At 41.9% G+C, this 18,997-nt stretch carries 16 protein-coding genes; 10 read left to right on the plus strand and 6 right to left on the minus strand.

Annotated elements, in window-relative coordinates:
- Positions 1–2 precede the first annotated feature (2 nt).
- Positions 3–1,013: a sensor histidine kinase gene (locus tag M2408_RS15785; protein WP_120259005.1), complete on the minus strand. Its 1,011-nt coding sequence runs from the start codon at positions 1,011–1,013 to the stop codon at positions 3–5.
- A 171-nt stretch (positions 1,014–1,184) separates the two neighbouring features.
- Here M2408_RS15785 and M2408_RS15790 point away from each other — a divergent pair, with 171 nt between their 5' ends.
- Genes M2408_RS15790 through M2408_RS15800 form a run of 3 tightly spaced genes read left to right on the plus strand, consistent with a single transcriptional unit; the run spans position 1,185 to position 6,968 of the window.
- Entirely contained in the window at positions 1,185–2,573 is a 1,389-nt protein-coding gene (locus M2408_RS15790; protein WP_259183276.1) for a TolC family protein, read from the plus strand.
- Positions 2,574–2,583: 10 nt separating this feature from the next.
- Positions 2,584–5,874: an efflux RND transporter permease subunit gene (locus M2408_RS15795; RefSeq protein ID WP_259183277.1), complete on the plus strand. Its 3,291-nt coding sequence runs from the start codon at positions 2,584–2,586 to the stop codon at positions 5,872–5,874.
- Positions 5,871–6,968, plus strand: a complete 1,098-nt coding sequence (locus M2408_RS15800; RefSeq protein WP_259183278.1) for an efflux RND transporter periplasmic adaptor subunit — start codon at positions 5,871–5,873, stop codon at positions 6,966–6,968. The genes M2408_RS15795 and M2408_RS15800 overlap by 4 nt, the downstream gene beginning before the upstream one ends.
- Positions 6,969–7,114: 146 nt before the next feature.
- On the opposite strand, the gene M2408_RS15805 is transcribed toward M2408_RS15800, so the two are convergent.
- Positions 7,115–8,152, minus strand: a complete 1,038-nt coding sequence (locus M2408_RS15805; protein WP_259183279.1) for a linear amide C-N hydrolase — start codon at positions 8,150–8,152, stop codon at positions 7,115–7,117.
- A gap of 256 nt (positions 8,153–8,408) precedes the next feature.
- Here M2408_RS15805 and M2408_RS15810 point away from each other — a divergent pair, with 256 nt between their 5' ends.
- The 4 genes from M2408_RS15810 to M2408_RS15825 all read left to right on the plus strand — a co-directional run bounded on the left by M2408_RS15810 (position 8,409) and on the right by M2408_RS15825 (position 11,299).
- The gene (locus tag M2408_RS15810; protein WP_259183280.1) at positions 8,409–8,966 is read left to right on the plus strand and encodes a YdcF family protein; all 558 of its coding nucleotides are present in this window, start codon (positions 8,409–8,411) and stop codon (positions 8,964–8,966) included.
- A gap of 151 nt (positions 8,967–9,117) precedes the next feature.
- Positions 9,118–9,903: a trans-aconitate 2-methyltransferase gene (locus M2408_RS15815; protein WP_259183281.1), complete on the plus strand. Its 786-nt coding sequence runs from the start codon at positions 9,118–9,120 to the stop codon at positions 9,901–9,903.
- Positions 9,904–9,961: 58 nt separating this feature from the next.
- Positions 9,962–10,885: a Dyp-type peroxidase gene (locus M2408_RS15820; RefSeq protein WP_259183282.1), complete on the plus strand. Its 924-nt coding sequence runs from the start codon at positions 9,962–9,964 to the stop codon at positions 10,883–10,885.
- A 51-nt stretch (positions 10,886–10,936) separates the two neighbouring features.
- A complete protein-coding gene (locus tag M2408_RS15825) occupies positions 10,937–11,299 on the plus strand; it encodes a DUF4180 domain-containing protein (RefSeq protein WP_259183283.1) in 363 nt (120 codons plus the stop codon).
- Positions 11,300–11,381: 82 nt separating this feature from the next.
- On the opposite strand, the gene M2408_RS15830 is transcribed toward M2408_RS15825, so the two are convergent.
- Positions 11,382–11,831: a VOC family protein gene (locus tag M2408_RS15830; RefSeq protein ID WP_259183284.1), complete on the minus strand. Its 450-nt coding sequence runs from the start codon at positions 11,829–11,831 to the stop codon at positions 11,382–11,384.
- A gap of 212 nt (positions 11,832–12,043) precedes the next feature.
- On the opposite strand from M2408_RS15830, the gene M2408_RS15835 reads away from it, so the two are divergent.
- The 3 genes from M2408_RS15835 to M2408_RS15845 all read left to right on the plus strand — a co-directional run bounded on the left by M2408_RS15835 (position 12,044) and on the right by M2408_RS15845 (position 15,522).
- On the plus strand, positions 12,044–12,535 hold the full coding sequence (locus M2408_RS15835; protein WP_259183285.1) for a GNAT family N-acetyltransferase: 492 nt from the start codon (positions 12,044–12,046) through the stop codon (positions 12,533–12,535).
- A gap of 53 nt (positions 12,536–12,588) precedes the next feature.
- The gene (locus M2408_RS15840) at positions 12,589–13,485 is read left to right on the plus strand and encodes an AraC family transcriptional regulator (protein ID WP_120259016.1); all 897 of its coding nucleotides are present in this window, start codon (positions 12,589–12,591) and stop codon (positions 13,483–13,485) included.
- Between the two features lie 96 nt (positions 13,486–13,581).
- Complete coding sequence (locus M2408_RS15845) at positions 13,582–15,522, plus strand: oleate hydratase (RefSeq protein WP_259183286.1); 1,941 nt, start codon at positions 13,582–13,584, stop codon at positions 15,520–15,522.
- A 74-nt stretch (positions 15,523–15,596) separates the two neighbouring features.
- Here M2408_RS15845 and M2408_RS15850 read toward each other — a convergent pair whose 3' ends face one another.
- From M2408_RS15850 to M2408_RS15860, 3 genes are read right to left on the minus strand one after another with little or no spacing between them, the layout of a single operon-like run.
- A complete protein-coding gene (locus tag M2408_RS15850; protein ID WP_259183287.1) occupies positions 15,597–16,736 on the minus strand; it encodes a serine hydrolase in 1,140 nt (379 codons plus the stop codon).
- A gap of 18 nt (positions 16,737–16,754) precedes the next feature.
- The gene (locus M2408_RS15855; RefSeq protein WP_259183288.1) at positions 16,755–17,429 is read right to left on the minus strand and encodes a LytTR family DNA-binding domain-containing protein; all 675 of its coding nucleotides are present in this window, start codon (positions 17,427–17,429) and stop codon (positions 16,755–16,757) included.
- A gap of 5 nt (positions 17,430–17,434) precedes the next feature.
- The gene (locus M2408_RS15860; RefSeq protein ID WP_259183289.1) at positions 17,435–18,934 is read right to left on the minus strand and encodes a TlpA family protein disulfide reductase; all 1,500 of its coding nucleotides are present in this window, start codon (positions 18,932–18,934) and stop codon (positions 17,435–17,437) included.
- Positions 18,935–18,997 lie beyond the last annotated feature (63 nt).

Here is an 18,997-nt window from a genome sequence, read left to right on the forward strand (position 1 = left end):
GGCTAAAGATTTATAACTAAAGACACCTCAAACTCCTCTTTACTTGCATTTGTATTTAACTGATAGCGGTTGGGATAGAGCAATTTTAATCGCGCTATCGTATTTTCCAAACCTATTTTTGCCGAAAATACATTCCGTTTTTTCACAGGAACTGAATTTCGTACATGCAAATATAAGTTCCCTTTTTCAATCCTGATCGAAATTGCTACGTAACAATCTTCTATACTACAGGTACCATGTTTAAAGGCATTCTCTACAAATGTGATCAATAGCATCGGCGCGATCTGGTACTTGACTCCTTCTTCCCGCTGATAATCAAAGTCAATCTTGGTTCGATAGCCCAACCGTTCACGTTCCAATTCGATATAACTCGAAATAAAATCAATCTCATCATCCATTGAAACAAATTCCTTGTCGCTACTTTCCATCTGATAACGCAGCAGTTGTGACACTTTGATAATCAATTCAGAGGTACGTTCCGGAAATTTAAGGCTGATGCCATAAATGGTATTTAAGGTATTGAACAAAAAATGGGGGTTCAGCTGTTTTTTTAAATTAGACAATTGTGTCTGATTAGAGAGCAGTTCCCGTCGCGTTTTCAATCGTTGAAAACGATAGAATTCAATAAATTGGATACTTCCCAAAATACAGATCAACGAGCCCAATAATACACCGACCTGATAATGGAATGTTTTCTGCGCGAGGCTTTTATACAAAAAACAGTTTTTATAAATAAAGTTTTCCGTTATTTCTTTTAGCACCAAAGCAAACACCAGCAATATTGCGATCGACGATAGCGCATACAATGTGGCTTTATTCTTTTTAAGCAGAAGAGGCAGCAGAAAAAAACGGTTCACCTGCGCATGGATATATAAGATCAAAAAATAGATCACCCCCATCAAGAAGCCTTTCCAGCTCAAAATCAGAATCCAGTCATTCAGCGTAAAGAGGATAAACGAGAAAACCAGCAACATGGTTTCCTGTATGATCTTATTTTCCAGAACCTTTCTCATACTCCCTTATTTTGTTAAAAATCTGTTACAAAGTAAAAGTATTAAGTTTACAACCACCGAAAAATAAATGACGAATTACATTGGTCACTTTTAAACGTCATAGATCATTTTAAACGGACTATACAACAAGGTCCAGCCTTATCTTCGTTTCCATAAAATGATATATAACCTATGCTGAAATTGAATTTAGTGTTGTCATTGGCTGTATCACTTGCGACCTCAACCTCATTTGCACAAAAGCTTACCATCCGTGATGCCGTAGACCAAGGTCTTGCAAATTATGGAATTATTAAGGCAAAGGCGTATTATGTCCAGTCAGCACTACAGACCAACGAACAGGTAAAACGCGACTTCTGGCCTAATTTGACCGTTGTAGCGCAACAAGATTATGGAACCATCAATGGACAGAATGGCCCATTATATGGATTTGGTGGGCTCGGTGTTGCTTCTTCGGGTGCGGCGCTTCCGGAGCAAAATTGGAATTCCGCTTTTGGAGCGCTTTATCTTGCCAACATCAATTGGGATATCTACACCTTTGGCCGCAGAAAAGAGCGCATCGAATTGAGTAAAGCGGACAGCAAACGATTGGAAATTGATCTTCAACAAGAACAATTCCAACATAAGATCAAGATTGCCGCAGCCTATCTGAATCTTCTGGCGAGCCAACGTCTTCAAAAAAATCAACAGAAAAACCTTGACCGCGCTCTGGTTTTCTTTAACATCGCGGCCACCAAAGCCAAGAACGGGATTTTGCCCGGTGTCGATTCAACCTTGGCTTCGGCAGAAGTATCCCGCGCGAAGATCAGTTTGAATCAGGCCGGAGAGAATGTGAAGGAGCAAAACAACAAATTAACGGTACTGATGGGGATCAACGCAACAGATCTTCAGATTGACACTGCGCTGGTAACAAAAACACCCTCCCAGCTACTGACGACCGACCCAACGTTGGTGGACAACAACCCCGTGCTTCAATATTACAAAAGCCGGATTGAAGTTGGTGAACAACAACTGCGACTGTCAAACAAGGAATACCTGCCCACCTTATCGGCCTTCGGTGTTTTCCAGGCAAGAGGTTCTGGCTTCAAAAGCGATTACACGACAGACCTCCATGCCTTTACAAGAAACTACTGGGATGGTATCCGCCCCAACCGACAAAACTATCTTTTGGGCTTGGGGATCAATTGGAATTTAACCTCAATCGCCCGAATCAACAAAAAAATCAGCGCACAACGGTATACCAACGATGCTTTACGGGAGGAATATCAAACCACCGCAGCACAATTTGTTGCACAGCTGGATGCCGCCGACGTTAAGATCAGATTAGCACAACAGAGCGATATCGAAGCCCCTCGACAGGTATCAGCGGCCCAACAGGCCTACAATCAAAAGATGGCTATGTACAAAAACGGTCTGGCAACACTTGTGGATGTCACCCAAACCCTATATACACTTAATCGAGCCGAAACAGATCGCGAAATCGTCCATATCAACCTGTGGCAATCACTTTTGCTGAAAGCCGCAGCAGCAGGGGATTTCGATATTTTCAACAAAGAACTATAAATAACACCGCATGAATTTAATACGTTTTGCCTTACGTAAGCCGATCTCCATCCTTGTGTTGGTCATGGGACTTATTGTATTTGGAATAGGCGCAGTACGCACGATCAAGGTAGACATTTTACCCAAAATGAACCTTCCTGTTATTTATATTGCGCACCCCTTTGGAGGTTATTCTCCAGATCAGATGGAGTCTTATTTTGCTAAAAACTACGTCAATATCCTGCTTTTTGCCAACGGAGTCAAATCCATTGAGACCAAAAACATCCAGGGGCTGACCTTAATGAAGATCTCCTACTACGAAGACACCAACATGGCTCAGGCTGCAGCCGAATTGAGCGCATTGGCCAATCGTATCCAGGCCTCCTTTCCCCCGGGATCACAACCACCCTTTATTATCCGGTTTGACGCGTCATCACTCCCTGTAGGGCAGCTGGTACTCAGCAGTGACAAACGTTCTAACAACGAACTACAGGATCTAGCCAACGTCTATGTACGGGCTTCTTTTACCTCCATACCGGGATTACTTTCCCCGCCACCTTTTGGAGGTAGCCCACGTACAATCGAAGTCAATGTTGATCCCGATCTGATGCGCAGTCACAATATGACCCCTGATCAGGTCGTCGAAGCGTTAAAACTCAATAACCAGACTGCCCCTGCCGGAAATGTCCGTATAAAAGATAAAAACTACATTACACCTACCAACAACACCATTCGTGATGTGAAGGATTTTGAGAAAATCCCCCTTTTTAAAGGTGGTGTACAAAATCTCTATCTGGGTGATATAGCTACAGTGAAAGATGGTGCCGATGTCACGGCAGGTTATGCACTCGTCAATGGCAAACGATCGGTCTACGTCAGCATTGCCAAAGCCGGTGATGCCTCCACTTGGGAGGTCGTACAAAATCTGAAGGCCGCACTTCCAAAAATACAGAATACCCTGCCCGAAGATGTCAAATTATCCTATGAGTTTGACCAATCCGTCTATGTCATCAACTCCGTCAAAAGTTTGATTACCGAAGGCGCTATCGGAGCAATACTCACCGGTCTGATGGTCTTATTATTTTTGGGCGACCGTAGAGCAGCTTTAATCGTTATCCTAACAATCCCAATCTCTGTAATTTCGGGCGTACTCTTCCTGAAACTATTTGGACAGACGATCAATCTAATGTCACTGAGTGGATTGGCACTGGCAATCGGTATCCTCGTTGACGAGAGTACGGTTACGATAGAGAATATACACCAGCACCTCGATATGGGCAAACCCAAAGCATTGGCAATCTGGGATGCCTGTAAGGAAATTGCCCTGCCAAAGCTGTTGATTTTATTGTGTATCCTTGCCGTATTTGCGCCAGCATTTACAATGACAGGTATTCCGGGATCCCTATTCTTACCCTTAGCCCTATCCATTGGATTCTCCATGATCATCTCCTTCCTGCTGTCACAGACTTTTGTACCGATCATGGCCAACTGGCTTATGAAAGATCATCAAAAGAACGGTCCACATAAAATAAATCCAAAAGGACTGAATGCAGATGAAGTAAAATTTGCCGAAACAGGTCTATCCGTCGAATCTGAACAAGATACCCTGAATCAGAAGAAACTTCTTGTCGAACGGGAAGATTTTAACAACGATGGCAAGATCAGCCTGTTTGAACGTTTCAGAAATCGGTTTATGAAAATGATCGACAGACTGTTCAAACAGAAGAAAATTATCACCGTCGTCTACCTAGTTGGTGCCATAAGTCTGGTGCTCGTTTTACTCAATACGATTGGACAGGACGTATTTCCAAAGGTCAATTCAAGTCAATTTCAGATGCGTCTGCGTGCGGTTGAAGGAACCCGTATTGAACGTACCGAGGAGAAAGCCAAGCGCGCGTTGGCCGAACTTGAAAAACTTGTTGGAAAAGAACATATAGGGATCTCCTCCGTGTACATTGGCCAGCACCCTGGGCAGTTTTCTGTATCGCCGATCTACCTATTTATGGCCGGACCTCATGAGGCAGTTTTTCAAATCGCTCTTAAAGATTACGAGAACGATATGGACAGCTTCCGCGATGAATACAGAAAGCGACTCAAGGCCGCTCTTCCAGATGTGCAAGTTTCCTTTGAACCCATCGAACTCACCGATAAAGTCCTGAGCCAAGGTTCACCAACACCGATCGAGGTGCGAATTGCTGGCAAGAACAAAAAGAATAATGAGAAATATGCAGGTAAATTAATCGAAGAACTGAAAGCTATCCCCTATTTCAGGGATGTACAGCTGGCACAATCCATCAAATACCCGTCCTATGACATCAATATTGATCGGGTGCGTGCCGCTCAGCTAGGTATTGACCTTGCAGAAGTAACCCGATCACTGATCGCGGCAACATCGTCCTCCCGTTATACGGAGAAAAACACCTGGATTGATGAAAAAGCGGGACTATCCTACAATGTCCAAGTACAGGTTCCCATTGATAAAATGAAAGACGAGAAAGAGATTGGAGAAATACCATTGTTAAAAAATTCGTCAAGACCAATACTGAGCGACATTGCAACCATTACGCCATCTTATACTTATGGCGAGAATGACAACTTAGGTGCTATGCCCTACATTTCCGTCACGGCCAATATCGACCATACGGATCTGAAAACAGCCTCCAATGATGTACAACGTAGTATTAAAGCTTTGGGCGAACTTCCACGCGGTCTTTCGGTGGAGCAAATCGGATTGGGAAAAGTATTAAATGAAACCATGGACAGCCTACAGGCAGGTCTGGCTGTAGCAATCATTGTGATATTTCTGATGCTTTCGGCCAACTTTCAGTCATTCAAAGTATCTATGGTTGTTCTCACCACCGTGCCAGCCGTTGTCCTTGGATCCTTACTGATGCTCTTAATGACCGGTTCAACACTCAACATGCAATCCTATATGGGTATTATTATGTCTGTGGGTGTATCCATCGCCAATGCCGTGCTATTGATCACCAATGCAGAGCATATCCGCAAGCACAATCAAAATGCATTGGCAGCAGCACGCGAAGCAGCCTCACTGCGTCTACGTCCTATTATTATGACCAGTTTGGCCATGATTGTCGGGATGTTGCCTATGGCTATCGGTCATGGTGAAGGCGGAGAACAGGTCTCCCCATTGGGACGTGCAGTTATCGGAGGCTTACTCTTCTCCACCTTTGCAGTACTGGTGATTTTACCTTTAATATTTGCTTGGGCACAAGAGAAAAGCAGCACCCAATCGATCTCCTTAGATCCCGAAGACGAAGAAAGTAAACATTATATCGCAGCATTAAAACCTTTATCATGAAACACAATCTCCTAAAAATATTATCCGCAGTAGGCCTGCTCGCCTACTTAACCGGATGTCAGTCCGCTGCCGAGGAAAACAGTACAAAAGTAGCAGCAGTAACGGCAAGTCCAGCAATGGAAACATTTGCGCCGTCCAAACAGAAACTAACTAACAAAATGCAGATACCGGGCGAGATCAGTGGATTTCAGCAGGTGGAAATTTATGCCAAAGTGAGCAGCTACGTACGGGCATTAAAAGTTGACATTGGCAGTCGGGTTCAGGCCGGACAGCTGTTAGCTGTACTTGAGGCACCAGAATTGAGTTCACAATTGTCAGCCGCAAAATCTAGGTTAAAGTCGCAGGAAGCGATTTACATGGCCACTAAAAGTACCTACGATAGACTGTTCGAAACCAGTAAAGTAGAAGGTACTGTAGCCCGACTGGATCTCGAGGTCGCCGAAGCGAAAAAGAATGCTGATTTTGCCCAATTTCAGGCGGCAAAATCAGCTTATGCGGAGGTACAGAACCTATTGAACTACCTCGAAATACGTGCACCATTTGATGGTGTTATCGCGACACGTAATGTCAATCAGGGTGCCTATGTCGGACCAGCGGGCAGAGGTTCGGAGATGCCCATCATGACCATCCAGCAACAGAGCAAGCTCCGTTTGGCTGTTGCCGTACCCGAACAATATGCAGGCTTCCTGGCAGCAGATCAACCGCTGCAGTTTACCGTAAAGTCCTTGCCGGGCCAACAGTTTTCAGGTAAGATCGCACGCAAGTCAGGCGCGCTGGATAGCAGATTCAGATCTGAACGAGTTGAAATCGACATTACCAATACCAACAACAAACTCCTCCCGGGTATGGTTGCTGAGGTCGAGTTGCCCCTGACTTCTCAGGATAGCACCTTTGTTGTTCCCAAAGCCGCAGTCTTTACCTCAGGTGAAGGAAGTTTTGTCATCGCCGTTGTGGACAACAAAACAAGTCGTGTTCCGGTACAAAAAGGACGTAGCATTGACGGACAGGTAGAAATCTTTGGCAATCTTAATCCGACCATGCGGCTTGTGAGTAAAGCCGATGAAGAAATCGCGGATGGCACCACCGTTAAATAAAAACAAGAAAGCTGTCCTAAGAATAAAAACGAAGCCCATGCGCATTGATCGTTGAAAAGAGATGCTCGGGAATACGAATAAATTAAAAGCCAATAGGCTGTCCAAAAATATCGGACAGCCTATTGGCTTTTAATATTTTCACACGACTATATACCCATAAATTTAAAGGCGTTGGCAGATTTAAATAGTCCATTTGAGATGCCATTAATTGCTATGCCCTGTTTTAAATCCAGTTTCATTGCAGGGGAACCCTTTTTCAAATCAAACTTAGTAAGATCCACCCATAAAGTTCCCGGAGTCAACACATTCTCAAAATAATAAACTTTATTCTTTTGATCTGCGACTGACCGCCATCGGGTAGAGGAAATATTAGGTTCAGTTTCCGAGCTGATACCAAATGGAACAGAGCAATTACGAATGACACTAAATACACTCGCGACAGCAGTTCGTGTATCCTCCGTTTGTGGGATGGCATTGATATAATACGAAGCACGCACAAAACGATCTGCAGCCCGATTGGTACCCGGAAGCATAATTGTCCCCGGGATTCCCTGCCAGTATCTGTTTAAAGCCAGCTGTTCCTCAAATACGGGTGAATTTGTCATCACCGTATATGCTGCATTATGGTGAATAACCAATTTTCCATTGATGTATTCAAAGATGGCATTGTCACCCGTTGCATCCGAAAGGGATAGATGTATTGTTGTAAACTTTTCGGTTCCCGGAATATAGTCACTCACAATTACAAAAGGCTCGTCCTGTAACACCTTCACCGCCTCAGCTACCGTCGCAAAATTGTCAAGTACATATTGTGCCCAGGCTGAGATCGCTACCCCTTTTTTTGTTCCGGCGGGATCAAATTTAGGATAAGTAGACTCGACCAGCCAAAGGACATTGGCGACCAGTCCCTTTTCATTCAGTCCATCCACGGTCGCAATATCCCATGCACTAGCAATCACACTACCATATTGTGATGTCCAGGTAAGCGATTGCGGCCCCACTTCACCACTTCTTTGCATACCCCGCGGAAATACCCAAATGTTAGCAGCAATGTCATCCTTCCAGTCCATGCTACGCGCTGTAATAACCGTTTGACCGGGTCCTTTATAAACCACCCTGGTGCAGGCATTCGTCTTTCCATGCAGGAGGACTACAATTAAGATAATTGAAAAAAGATACTTCATAAAATAGTTGTTTGACATATTAACAAATACTTAATGATTTTGTTTAGACAAAACTATTAAACAAAAAAAACACCATTAAAAGCAAGTTGCCCAGACAGTTTAACATCTCATCCACTGAAAGATCCTGTTTTCTAGCCTCAGATCATTTTTTTGTAGCCTGAGTCTTTTAGCTTTTAACCCCATTTTTTGCTATTTTCAAAATATGTCGCGACAAAGACAGTGAATCATTTAACTAAAAAATCAATTGCTAAGGAACATGTTGAAGATCATTAAATCAGGAATGAAACTTGGGCTTATCGTATTTCTGATTCAAAGTATATTAATTTGTATCGATGGGCTACGTGACAAAAAGACCAAAGCGGCTATCGGTATTGTTCTCGGTAATAAAATCAACCCCGACGGTAGTCCCTCGGAGAGACTACGGGAACGATTAAACAAAAGTATCCAGCTATACAGGGCAGACCGGATTCAGATGATCCTTGTCAGCGGAGGCTTTGGAAAGGAAGGTTTTTGGGAAGGCGACAAAATGAAAGACTATCTGGTCCTGAACCATATTCCATCGCAGAAAATTATTGTGGACAACTATGGAAATGATACCGAAAAAACAGTGGTCAACAGTATCCGTATCATGGACAGCCTACATTATAAAAGCGCCATTTCCATCTCCCAATATTTCCATCAGACTCGAACAAAAGCGCTCTTTCGAAAAAAGGGATTTGTCAATATCGAAAGTGCAAGTCCCCTCTATTTTGAATGGCGTGATGGCTATTCCATCTTCCGGGAGTTTGTTGCCTACTACAAAGAGGCCTTATAACGCTTATAAAAAGGAGCAGTTTGAATCCATTTATTGTATCTCATAATTGAGCGCATCTCCCCGCTGATAACCATCCACGAGTCATTCAATCAAAAAGAAGTTTGTTTTATCGTCAAAGCAAATTATATTTACGACACACTAAACCAATCAAATGAAAGAGAAATTTATTGACAGAAAAGACCAACAGGCAAATAAAATATTTGAAAGAAGAACATTAGCAAACGACTATCGTACCATTCTCCCACTGTTAAAACCCGGTTTAGCTATACTCGATGTAGGCTGTGGCACAGGAACGCTGACAAATGAAGCCGCATCACTAATCGCGGACGGCACAGTGATCGGTTTGGACAACACCCAATCTTTTATTGATATAGGGAATCAACAATACGGTGACAGCGCCAATCTTAGTCTGGTCTGTGATAATATTTTCAGTTATGAGCCACCACATCAGTTTGATCTGATTATGACTGCAAGAACAGTGCAATGGTTAAGTGATATTCCTGCGGCCTTACAACGGTTCAAATCCTGGTTGAAACCCGGAGGACAGCTTTCGATCCTGGATTATAACCATACCGCAATTGAATGGAACCCAGCACCACCGACCAGTATGTTGGAGTTTTATCATACATTTCTGAAATGGCGTGCCGATGCAGGTATGAACAACCGTGTCGCAGATGAAATCGCCACTTTACTCCAACAACAGGGATTTACAGCCATTGAGATGATCAACGCCGATCTGACCTACACCAAGGACGACGATCATTTTCAGACCAATCTTGGAATCTGGATCAAAGTTGCCCAGTCGCAACAAATGGTAATAGAAGGGTATATTACAGATGAACTGCGTTTAAAAGCCATTGAAGATTACAGCAACTGGATCGAAACAGAAGCGCTATCAATGACGCTCAAAATGAATGATGTAAGGGGAAAAGCATAGATTACAATTTTATTTGTAGCTTAGTATTATTGTCAATGTCCAATCAACACAATATTTTATGAACAATCAAGCGCAGAATGTTATCGATTCACCCAGCAACAATACTGTTTTCATGGTATGGAATTTTCAGGAAAATAAAGAGCTGAAACCGGTGTTTGAACGGATCTGTGCCCTGGTCGTCAATCTGAATAATTCGGCTCAGGTACGTTCGACTGGTATAAAAGCGAGTGTCGTCATGGGGATCAGTTATCATTCCTGGAAAAAATTGGCACTACAGGAGCCATTACCAAAAGAATTGGTTCCTTTTGAGCCCATCGTAGGTCAAAAACATGTCGCTGTTGCTACCCCAGGTGATCTCCATTTTCATATTCGAGCTGAAGAGCAAAGCTACTGTATTGACATGGCAGCTGAGATTTCCGATGTACTGGCAGCAGTTGCTGATTGCAAGGAAGAAATCCACGGCTTTCGTTATTGGGATGGAAGAAGCATTCTAGGTTTTGTCGACGGCACCGAAAACCCGACAGGTGAAGACCGTGCTTTTTTTGGTATTATTGGAGATGAAGATCAAGCCTATCAAGGTGGCAGCTATCTTTTTGTTCAAAAATACATTCACGACATAAACAGCTGGCGGGCCTTACCGGTATCCGAACAGGAAAAAGTTATTGGGCGAAGTAAAACCAATGATATTGAAATGTCGGATGACGTAAAACCGGCCAATTCGCATTCGGCCTTAGCCAATGTAGGCGATGATCTCAAAATCGTTAGGGACAATATGCCCTTTGGTAATATCGCCAATAATCAAATGGGCACCTATTTTATTGCTTATGCCAGTAGATTTAGCACCGTGACACAAATGCTAAAACGAATGTTTATAGGTGAACCAGATGGTAATTATGACCGTATTCTGGACTTTAGTACAGCTCAGAGTGGCACATTATATTTCTGCCCATCTATTGATATGCTGAAAGATTTTGCAGGATAGCGCAATCTTTAGGGCTTAAAGACAATCATTACTACTCAATATATTACGACTATGCAAATCGACGTTATCCAAGTAAACGATAGAAATATCGCTGAAGTAAAAGATACTGATATCCTCATCAACAATCTCGATGATGGTTTACAGATTATGGTAGACTGTGGCGCACAGGAAGCATACAAAGCAATCTTATACCAAGAAAATATTTCGGCTGATTTTTTTGAACTCAAAACTAAGTTGGCGGGGGATATTCTTCAAAAATATACGCAGTACGATTTTGACGTTGCTATTGTTGGTGACTTTTCCATCTATAATAGCAAAAGTTTGAATGATTTTATCTACGAAAGTAATAAAGGCCGCAAGATCAACTTTGTTGCTACACGGGATGAAGCCATTACTAGACTATCAAAGGGTTAACGGTGCAGCTCGATCCATTCAAGGCGGCCAGTCAATCTCCTTTCATAAAAAATAAGCGGCTAATAAAATAGCCGCTTATTTTTTATTCCTGCTGCAACCAATCCTCGTAAGACATTACCCCCAATTCTGGCCTCCCCTCGCCTTCCAATAGGGCAATAAATTCCAATTGATTTCCATCTGGATCGTTAAAGTAAATTGCCAATGCCGGCATCCAGGCAAATACCATTGGTTTTTCTACACCATCTTTCAAAAAATTGTAAGGCTGCAAATCCCTTTCTTTGAGATAGTCTACTGCGTAATTCAAGATATCTTCTTTACTGGCTCTAAAAGCAAAATGCCGCGGTTGAAAATTTGCTTCCTCCTGCCAGAGTCCCAGCATATATTCCTTCCCTGTACCGACCCACAAAAAGACGATAGGTCGATTGGGATCACGATGTGCAATCCGCAGACCAAGCATCTTCGTATAAAAATTGACAGACTCCTCCAGATTACGTACCTGGATATGCGTTTCATATAATCCTGTTATCTTCATTGTTTCAATAGTTAAATGTGATCCGGTTTCCATACATCATTCCAAACTTTTGTTGGCATGAACCGATGTATTTATTCCTCTATGACAATTTAAGTTAAATTCCGATCTCCCAATTGGCAAAATCAGAAATAAGACAGAAAAATGATTATTTGAAGTCCAACTTTTGATTTAATAGAAAAACAACCTTATCTTGTGTAGAAGACACATTAGCCATGTACAACACACTAGAATTAAAAAAATACACAGCCGAAGATTTCGCTCTTTTTAGAGAACTTACCAAAGACGATGAGATCATGAAATATATTTCAGGCAAGGGATTGACAGCTGAGCAGGCCGAGAAAAAATTCGCTTCAATTCTCGAAATCAATACAGATCCATTATTGGGCTATTTTATGGTGATAGATTCCGATAGCCAATTATTTTTGGGCGACTGCAAATTGGTCAACTATAGAAAAGATCCAACCGTCTTTGAGATAGGTTATTTGCTTAAAAAGAAGTTTTGGCGTAAAGGTCTCGGTACCAAAATCTGTGAATCTCTGCTGGCCATGGCCAAAAGCATCGACGCCAATAAGGATGTGATCGGCATCATTGACCCAGATAATGCGGCCTCCAGACAATTACTGACAAAGTTTGGGTTTCAAAGCTACTTTGTTGGTATAGAAGATGAGGTTGCTACAGAAAAGCTTATTTTAAAACGCACATAACCTATTTTATCCAACCGAAAGAATAAGGTCTATTGCACATGACAATCCCCCCTATGAAGTTTAGTATCAAGATCAATCCAAATACACACGACAGCCTACAAGACACTTTATCTTTCTTTGGTGTAGATTGCAATCGCCCTTACTACATCTCATCCGGCAATCCCCTTTTCGAATACCCCAGAAATTCCTTCCGTATTGATTTTTACGCCATTTGCATTTGCACGGCCGGAACGATTACAGTAGAAATTGATAATCAAGAATATACACTAGCACAGCATAGCTTACTTGTTTCAGCACCTTCCACCATCATCAAATTTACAGCGGTCAGCAAGGATTTCAGAATGAAACTACTTTTCTTTGACAAGTTGTTTCTACTTAAAAACATTGCCAACCCATTTTTTATAGAAAAACTGGGACTATTCAACAATGCGACATTCGCAATTATACCCGAGGCAGAAAAACTCGCCGGAAAATTATTAAGGCTCCTCGAATATTTAAGAGAGGTGACCCTCAGGGCGACACGTTTTACCCCCGACATTATTCGCACCATTATATTTAACCTGCTGCTAGAAATAGCCGATGTACTGGCCGTGGAGGACCAACATGCAGTTGAAACAATTCAGGAGGCCAATAGCCTCTACTTTAAGTTTACGGATCTGGTACAGCAACACTGCAGCCAATCCAAAGATGTGAAATATTACGCCGATCGGTTATTTATTTCAAACAAATACCTGATTAGTATTGTTAAGAAGGCATCTGGAAAGACGCCACATGAAATCATAGACGAAAATTTGCTCAAAGAAGCGTATGCCCTACTCGGAAATCCTGAGAAGACCATTTCCGACATCGCCTACGCCATAGGCTTCAATTCGATCTCTGCATTTGGTCGTTTTTTCAAAAAGTACTCCATGTTATCGCCTTCTGAATATCGAAAAAGACAAAATATGTAAAAAAAGGAAATTCGGTAGAACAATAGCGAATTTGAGGGCATAAATGATCTAAGGAGTATGGCTAACTTTACTCAAGAATTAAAAACAATAAGAATCATGAAAGAAATCACCTCAAAATTCGACAAAGTATTAAATGCATCTGCTGAATATGGAAATGTAAATCATGAACCGGATTCAAGCACAGAACAACAACGTAACACGCCTAAAAAGGCAATGCCTTTTTCAGATCAGATAGGAAATTACCAACGCAATAAAGGTATACCGAACAAATCCTACAAAGACAGCAAAATCTATATTGTCGGTAGCGGGATTGCGGGGATGTCTGCAGCATACTATTTCATCCGTGATGGACATGTCCCCGCAGAAAATATCACCTTCCTGGAGCAGTTACATATCGAAGGCGGATCCCTGGATGGTGCCGGCAATGCCAAAGATGGTTATGTCATCCGTGGTGGACGTGAAATGGACATGACTTACGAAAATCTATGGGATATGTTTCAGGATATTCCAGCATTGGAAATGCCAGCTCCCTACAGTGTACTTGATGAATATAGATTGATCAACGACAACGATTCCAACTATTCAAAAGCAAGACTTATCCATAATCTTGGTGAAATCAAAGATTTTAGCAAATTTGGGTTGGCCAAAAAAGATCAACTTGCAATCATCAAACTCCTGCTGAAAAAGAAAGAAGAATTGGATGACCTGACAATTGAAGATTATTTCAGCGAATCTTTCCTGAGCAGTAATTTCTGGACCTTTTGGCGGACCATGTTTGCTTTTGAAAACTGGCATAGCTTATTGGAATTGAAACTGTACATGCATCGCTTCCTTCATGCAATTGATGGATTAAACGACCTTTCTTCCCTTGTATTTCCTAAATACAATCAATACGATACCTTTGTCACCCCATTACGCAAGGTGTTACAAGATAAGGGTGTTAAGATCCAGTTTAATGTACTGGTCAAAGATCTTGACATACAAAGTAACACCGAAGGAAAAACCGTTGCCGGTATCATTACCGAACAAGATGGTCAGGAAGTACGTATCCCACTAGGTCCAAATGACTTTGTCATTGTCACGACCGGTTCAATGACCGAAGACACCTTCTATGGTGATAATACCAAAGCACCGATCATCGGTATAGACAACAGTACCAGTGGACAGAGTGCCGGCTGGAAGCTCTGGAAGAATTTGGCTGCGAAATCAGCTATTTTCGGTAAACCCGAAAAATTCTGCAGCAACATTGAAAAGTCAGCCTGGGAATCTGCTACCCTGACCTGTAAACCCTCGGCTTTGATTGAAAAATTAAAGGGCTATTCGGTCAATGATCCCTATTCAGGAAAAACAGTCACCGGCGGTATTATTACAATTACAGACTCCAACTGGTTGATGAGCTTTACCTGTAACAGACAGCCACACTTCCCCAGCCAGCCCGACGATGTCCTTGTACTTTGGGTCTATGCCCTATTTATGGACAAACAAGGAAATTATATTAAAAAGACTATGCCCGAATGTACCGGAGATGAAATTTTGGCAGAACTATGTCATCATCTGGGAATCATTGATCAATTGGATGATGTCATCAAAAATACGATCGTCCGCACGACATTTATGCCCTATATCACATCGATGTTTATGCCTCGTGCTAAAGGCGATCGCCCAAGAGTCGTTCCAAATGGCTGTAAAAATCTAGGTCTCGTTGGACAGTTCGTCGAAACCAACAACGATGTCGTATTTACCATGGAAAGCTCAGTCAGAACTGCACGTATAGCTGTGTACGAGCTCCTGAATCTCAACAAGCAAGTGCCTGATATCAATCCTTTACAATATGATATCCGTCATTTGTTGAAAGCCGCACGGACACTCAATGATGATAAGCCATTCATAGGTGAAGGGCTATTGCGTAAAATCCTGAAGGGATCTTATTTTGAACATATTCTTCCCGGAGGAGATGAAGAAAGTGAAGATCATGAATCATTTTTGGCCGAGCAGTTCGGTAAATTCAGAGATTGGTTAAAAGGAATCAAGGGTTAACTCTAATCCACACGCCAAATCGCCTATGTCTTTAGAAAAGACATAGGCGATTTTATTCTCAATCCGCAGACGTGCTAATTCGCATATACTGCATTTAGCCAGCCAAAAACAGATTTGTTTTGGGCACTTGGATTCATGGGCTTAGGCAGTTTAAGTACAGCAAGCAGCGCGTCAAATGCATCCGCAATCAATAGATCATCACGATTGCTAAATAAAGTGATAACAAGGTCTTTCTGCTGATCTAAATAAACAATATTATGGAAGCCCGTTGATTCTCCCGAATGGAAGAATAGCCTATCTCGCTCCAAAGGATAGATAAACCAGCCTAAATTGTAGAAAACACCATCTTTTACGGGAAGGCGCTCTGTTTCCAGAAAATCCTGTATAACAGCTTCGGGAAAACGCTTATGAAGCAAATAATTGGCCCATTGATGGTACTCCAAAGCCGATAGATAAACTCCGCCATCACCTTGAGTCGCACTGGTCACACTCTGATCAGCAAACACAAAGGTATCCCCCTTAGGATGATAACCGAAAGCCCGATTGGGGATATTTGAATCAACAGTATAGACGATTCCATCGCGGATACCATTCGGCAGAAACAAATGCTTTTTTACAAATGCTGCAAAAGACCCCTTTGCCACCTTTTCCACAATCAAAGCCAACAGGCAATAGCCCGTATTGCTGTACCTGAATTGACTCCCCGATGGAAAATAAACAGTATCGGTCTGCCGGATATAATCCAGCACATCTTTATCCGAAACCTGCGCTGTTCGATCACTTGGTATCAATGCCTCATAATCCATTATTCCCGAACGGTGTTGGAGTAATTGAGCGACGGTAATACCCTGCAAAGCCAAGGGCAAATCGTCAAAGAAAAGTCCCAATTGATCTGTTGGTTTTAGCTTTCCCTGAGCAAATAAACTGCAAATAGCTTGCGCTGTCACCTGCTTACTGACGGAGGCCATCCGAAAATGGGTCTTTTCTGTGATCTTTTGTTTCGTTTTTAGATCCACTATTCCGACTGCATAGTGGTAACGGATCTGTCCATGCTGACTAATCGCAACAGCTATCCCAGGTTCATTTTCCTTAGGATAATAGCTGGAAAGCGTTTTATCTAATAAAGATTTCTCCATATTTTGTCCCGTCGCATAGCTAGTTACACCCATAAAAAGTAAAACGAGTTTTAGGTACATGATACTATAGTGCTGCATTGCTTTTATTTTTGTGTATTAATACAATTTAAGATCTGTATAGGTGGTACCAATAGGTATTATTCTGTCAGCTATCCAGATCTGGGCGCGATCAAACTTTGTCATTTTGCCTTTTGCAACAATAAACGCCCTGTGGCAACGCACAAAATCAGATTTTGGCAGCAATTCGCTGAGCTCACTGATGGTGATCCTTGAGCTAATCAGTTTATCCGACAGATGTATCTGTGTATAGTTGCCTGAAGCTTCGATATAGTGTATATCATCAAATTCGACCTTTACATGTTCATAGCCATCTTTTACAAAAAAATAGCCCTTGTTGGTCTCAGCCTTTGTAGATCTCAGATGGTACAATTCATGTGCTTTGTTGCAGGCCTTTAGAAATCGAGCCATAGAAAAAGGCTTTAACAGATAATCAATTGCGTCAAGTTCAAAGCTCTGCAAAGCATGTTCGGAATAAGCGGTTGTAAAAATAATCATGGGAACCGTACTCAGGCTTTTCAGAAATTCGATACCTGAGATATCAGGCATCTTAATATCCAGGAAAATCAGATCAACATGTTGCCCCTGTAAATAACTGATTGCCATAAATGCATCTGTGAATGTTTCTCTCAATTCAATAAAGGGAACTTTTGACGTGTGGTGGCTAATGACCTCCAACGCCAACGGCTCATCATCTATCGCTATGGCTATCATACAAATTATTGGTTTAAAATCTTGTCAAGCTGCTCGTAAAGCTGCTGTCCATGACTTGGTCGAAGCGCTTTTTCAACGACCAATTTTCCTGTTTTATCAAATATAAAATATTGTGGGTAATATTCCGCTTTGTCCTTGGCATTTTGTAGCAGCTCCTTCCAAAAAGGTGCCATCTGTTCCCTATTTTTACGCAAATGGACTCCTGTTAAATTATTAATCCGTATAAAGTCCTTCCAATCTTGGTCTTTCTTATCTTCATCCATATCCAGATAAACAAAGGCGATATCTTTATCCGCATATTTTTTCTTCAGTTCCGGTGTATATTTCAGCTCTGCCTTACAGGGACCGCACCAGGTCCCCCATACATCAAGATATACCACCTTTCCTTTCAATGTCGCAATCACCTCATCAATTGAGCTTACACGCTCATAATCCGCAAAAATCTGAATATTTTTGTTTTGCTTATTTTCCACCAACGCTGACTTCAATTCCGCAATATAGCCCTGAATGGTTGGATTATGTTTGGCTGTAGGAAAGCGGCTAAAATGAGCCATCGCCAAGGCTTCTAAATGCTTCAAATCCTTATCCTGATATAGATTGACCAATTGTTGATAATCATACTCCGCAGCGATACTTGACGGAAAATTGTTCGCTACACCGATAAGCCGCCAATAATCCTTGCTATAGATATCCATCAACCTATTGGCGCTATCCAAGCTTATTCCAAAATAAGGTATCAATTTACCGGATAGTATTTTCTCCGCTTTTATTTTGGCAAAAGCCTTCCTTTCGAGATAACGGACATAGTTATCCACGAAGGTATAATAGGATGGTCCCCCAACCGCGGCACGAAGTCCCAGGTCAGCATCATCAAAAATATGCAGTATCAAACTATCCGCTGTGGATTTGGGCAAATCACACTCGCGCACAAAATCATTGAGCTGATTGTATTTCTGTGCATTAAACTCCATTCGAATAAACTGCTTTTGTTCAGGAGACAATCGTGAACTTTCAATCAATGCCTTCATCCGATTGCTATTCGCAAAATAAGGCTTCAATAAGTTTTCCTGTAACTGGGAAAAGGAAAGTTTAGCAAAATCAGCAAGGGCTGGAGCTTTCATAAAAAAGGGCACTGGATCCGGATTAATCTGTTGTATAAGTTCATTCTCGGCTCTTGCTGTACCACCAATAAAACGAATGGTGCTATCTGTCAAGACCAGTTCCAAATCCTTTCTCGGATTCAGTAATAGTGTTTGAAATATCACCTTGTTATACTGAATTGTTGCCGACTTCTGTTCCGAAATCGGAAAGGTATACTGAAATGAGCCATCGCCAGCAACGGATATGATTTGCGAGTTTTCACTACGAAAACCAAATACAAGCGGTATATTGACATTCAGACTTTTGCCTGATTGATAGTTTTGGATTCGGCCATGCAGCTTAAACTGAGCCTGTATAGTCGAGTGACACAAGACAATAAGTGATAAAATAAAAAGCTTTTTCATTGGATTTTAAAATGCTCCGTCAAACGAAGACTTATAAAAGGTTAACAAAAGATCGAAAATAAT

Source organism: Sphingobacterium sp. BIGb0165, from assembly GCF_024810095.1.
GTDB lineage: Bacteria > Bacteroidota > Bacteroidia > Sphingobacteriales > Sphingobacteriaceae > Sphingobacterium > Sphingobacterium detergens.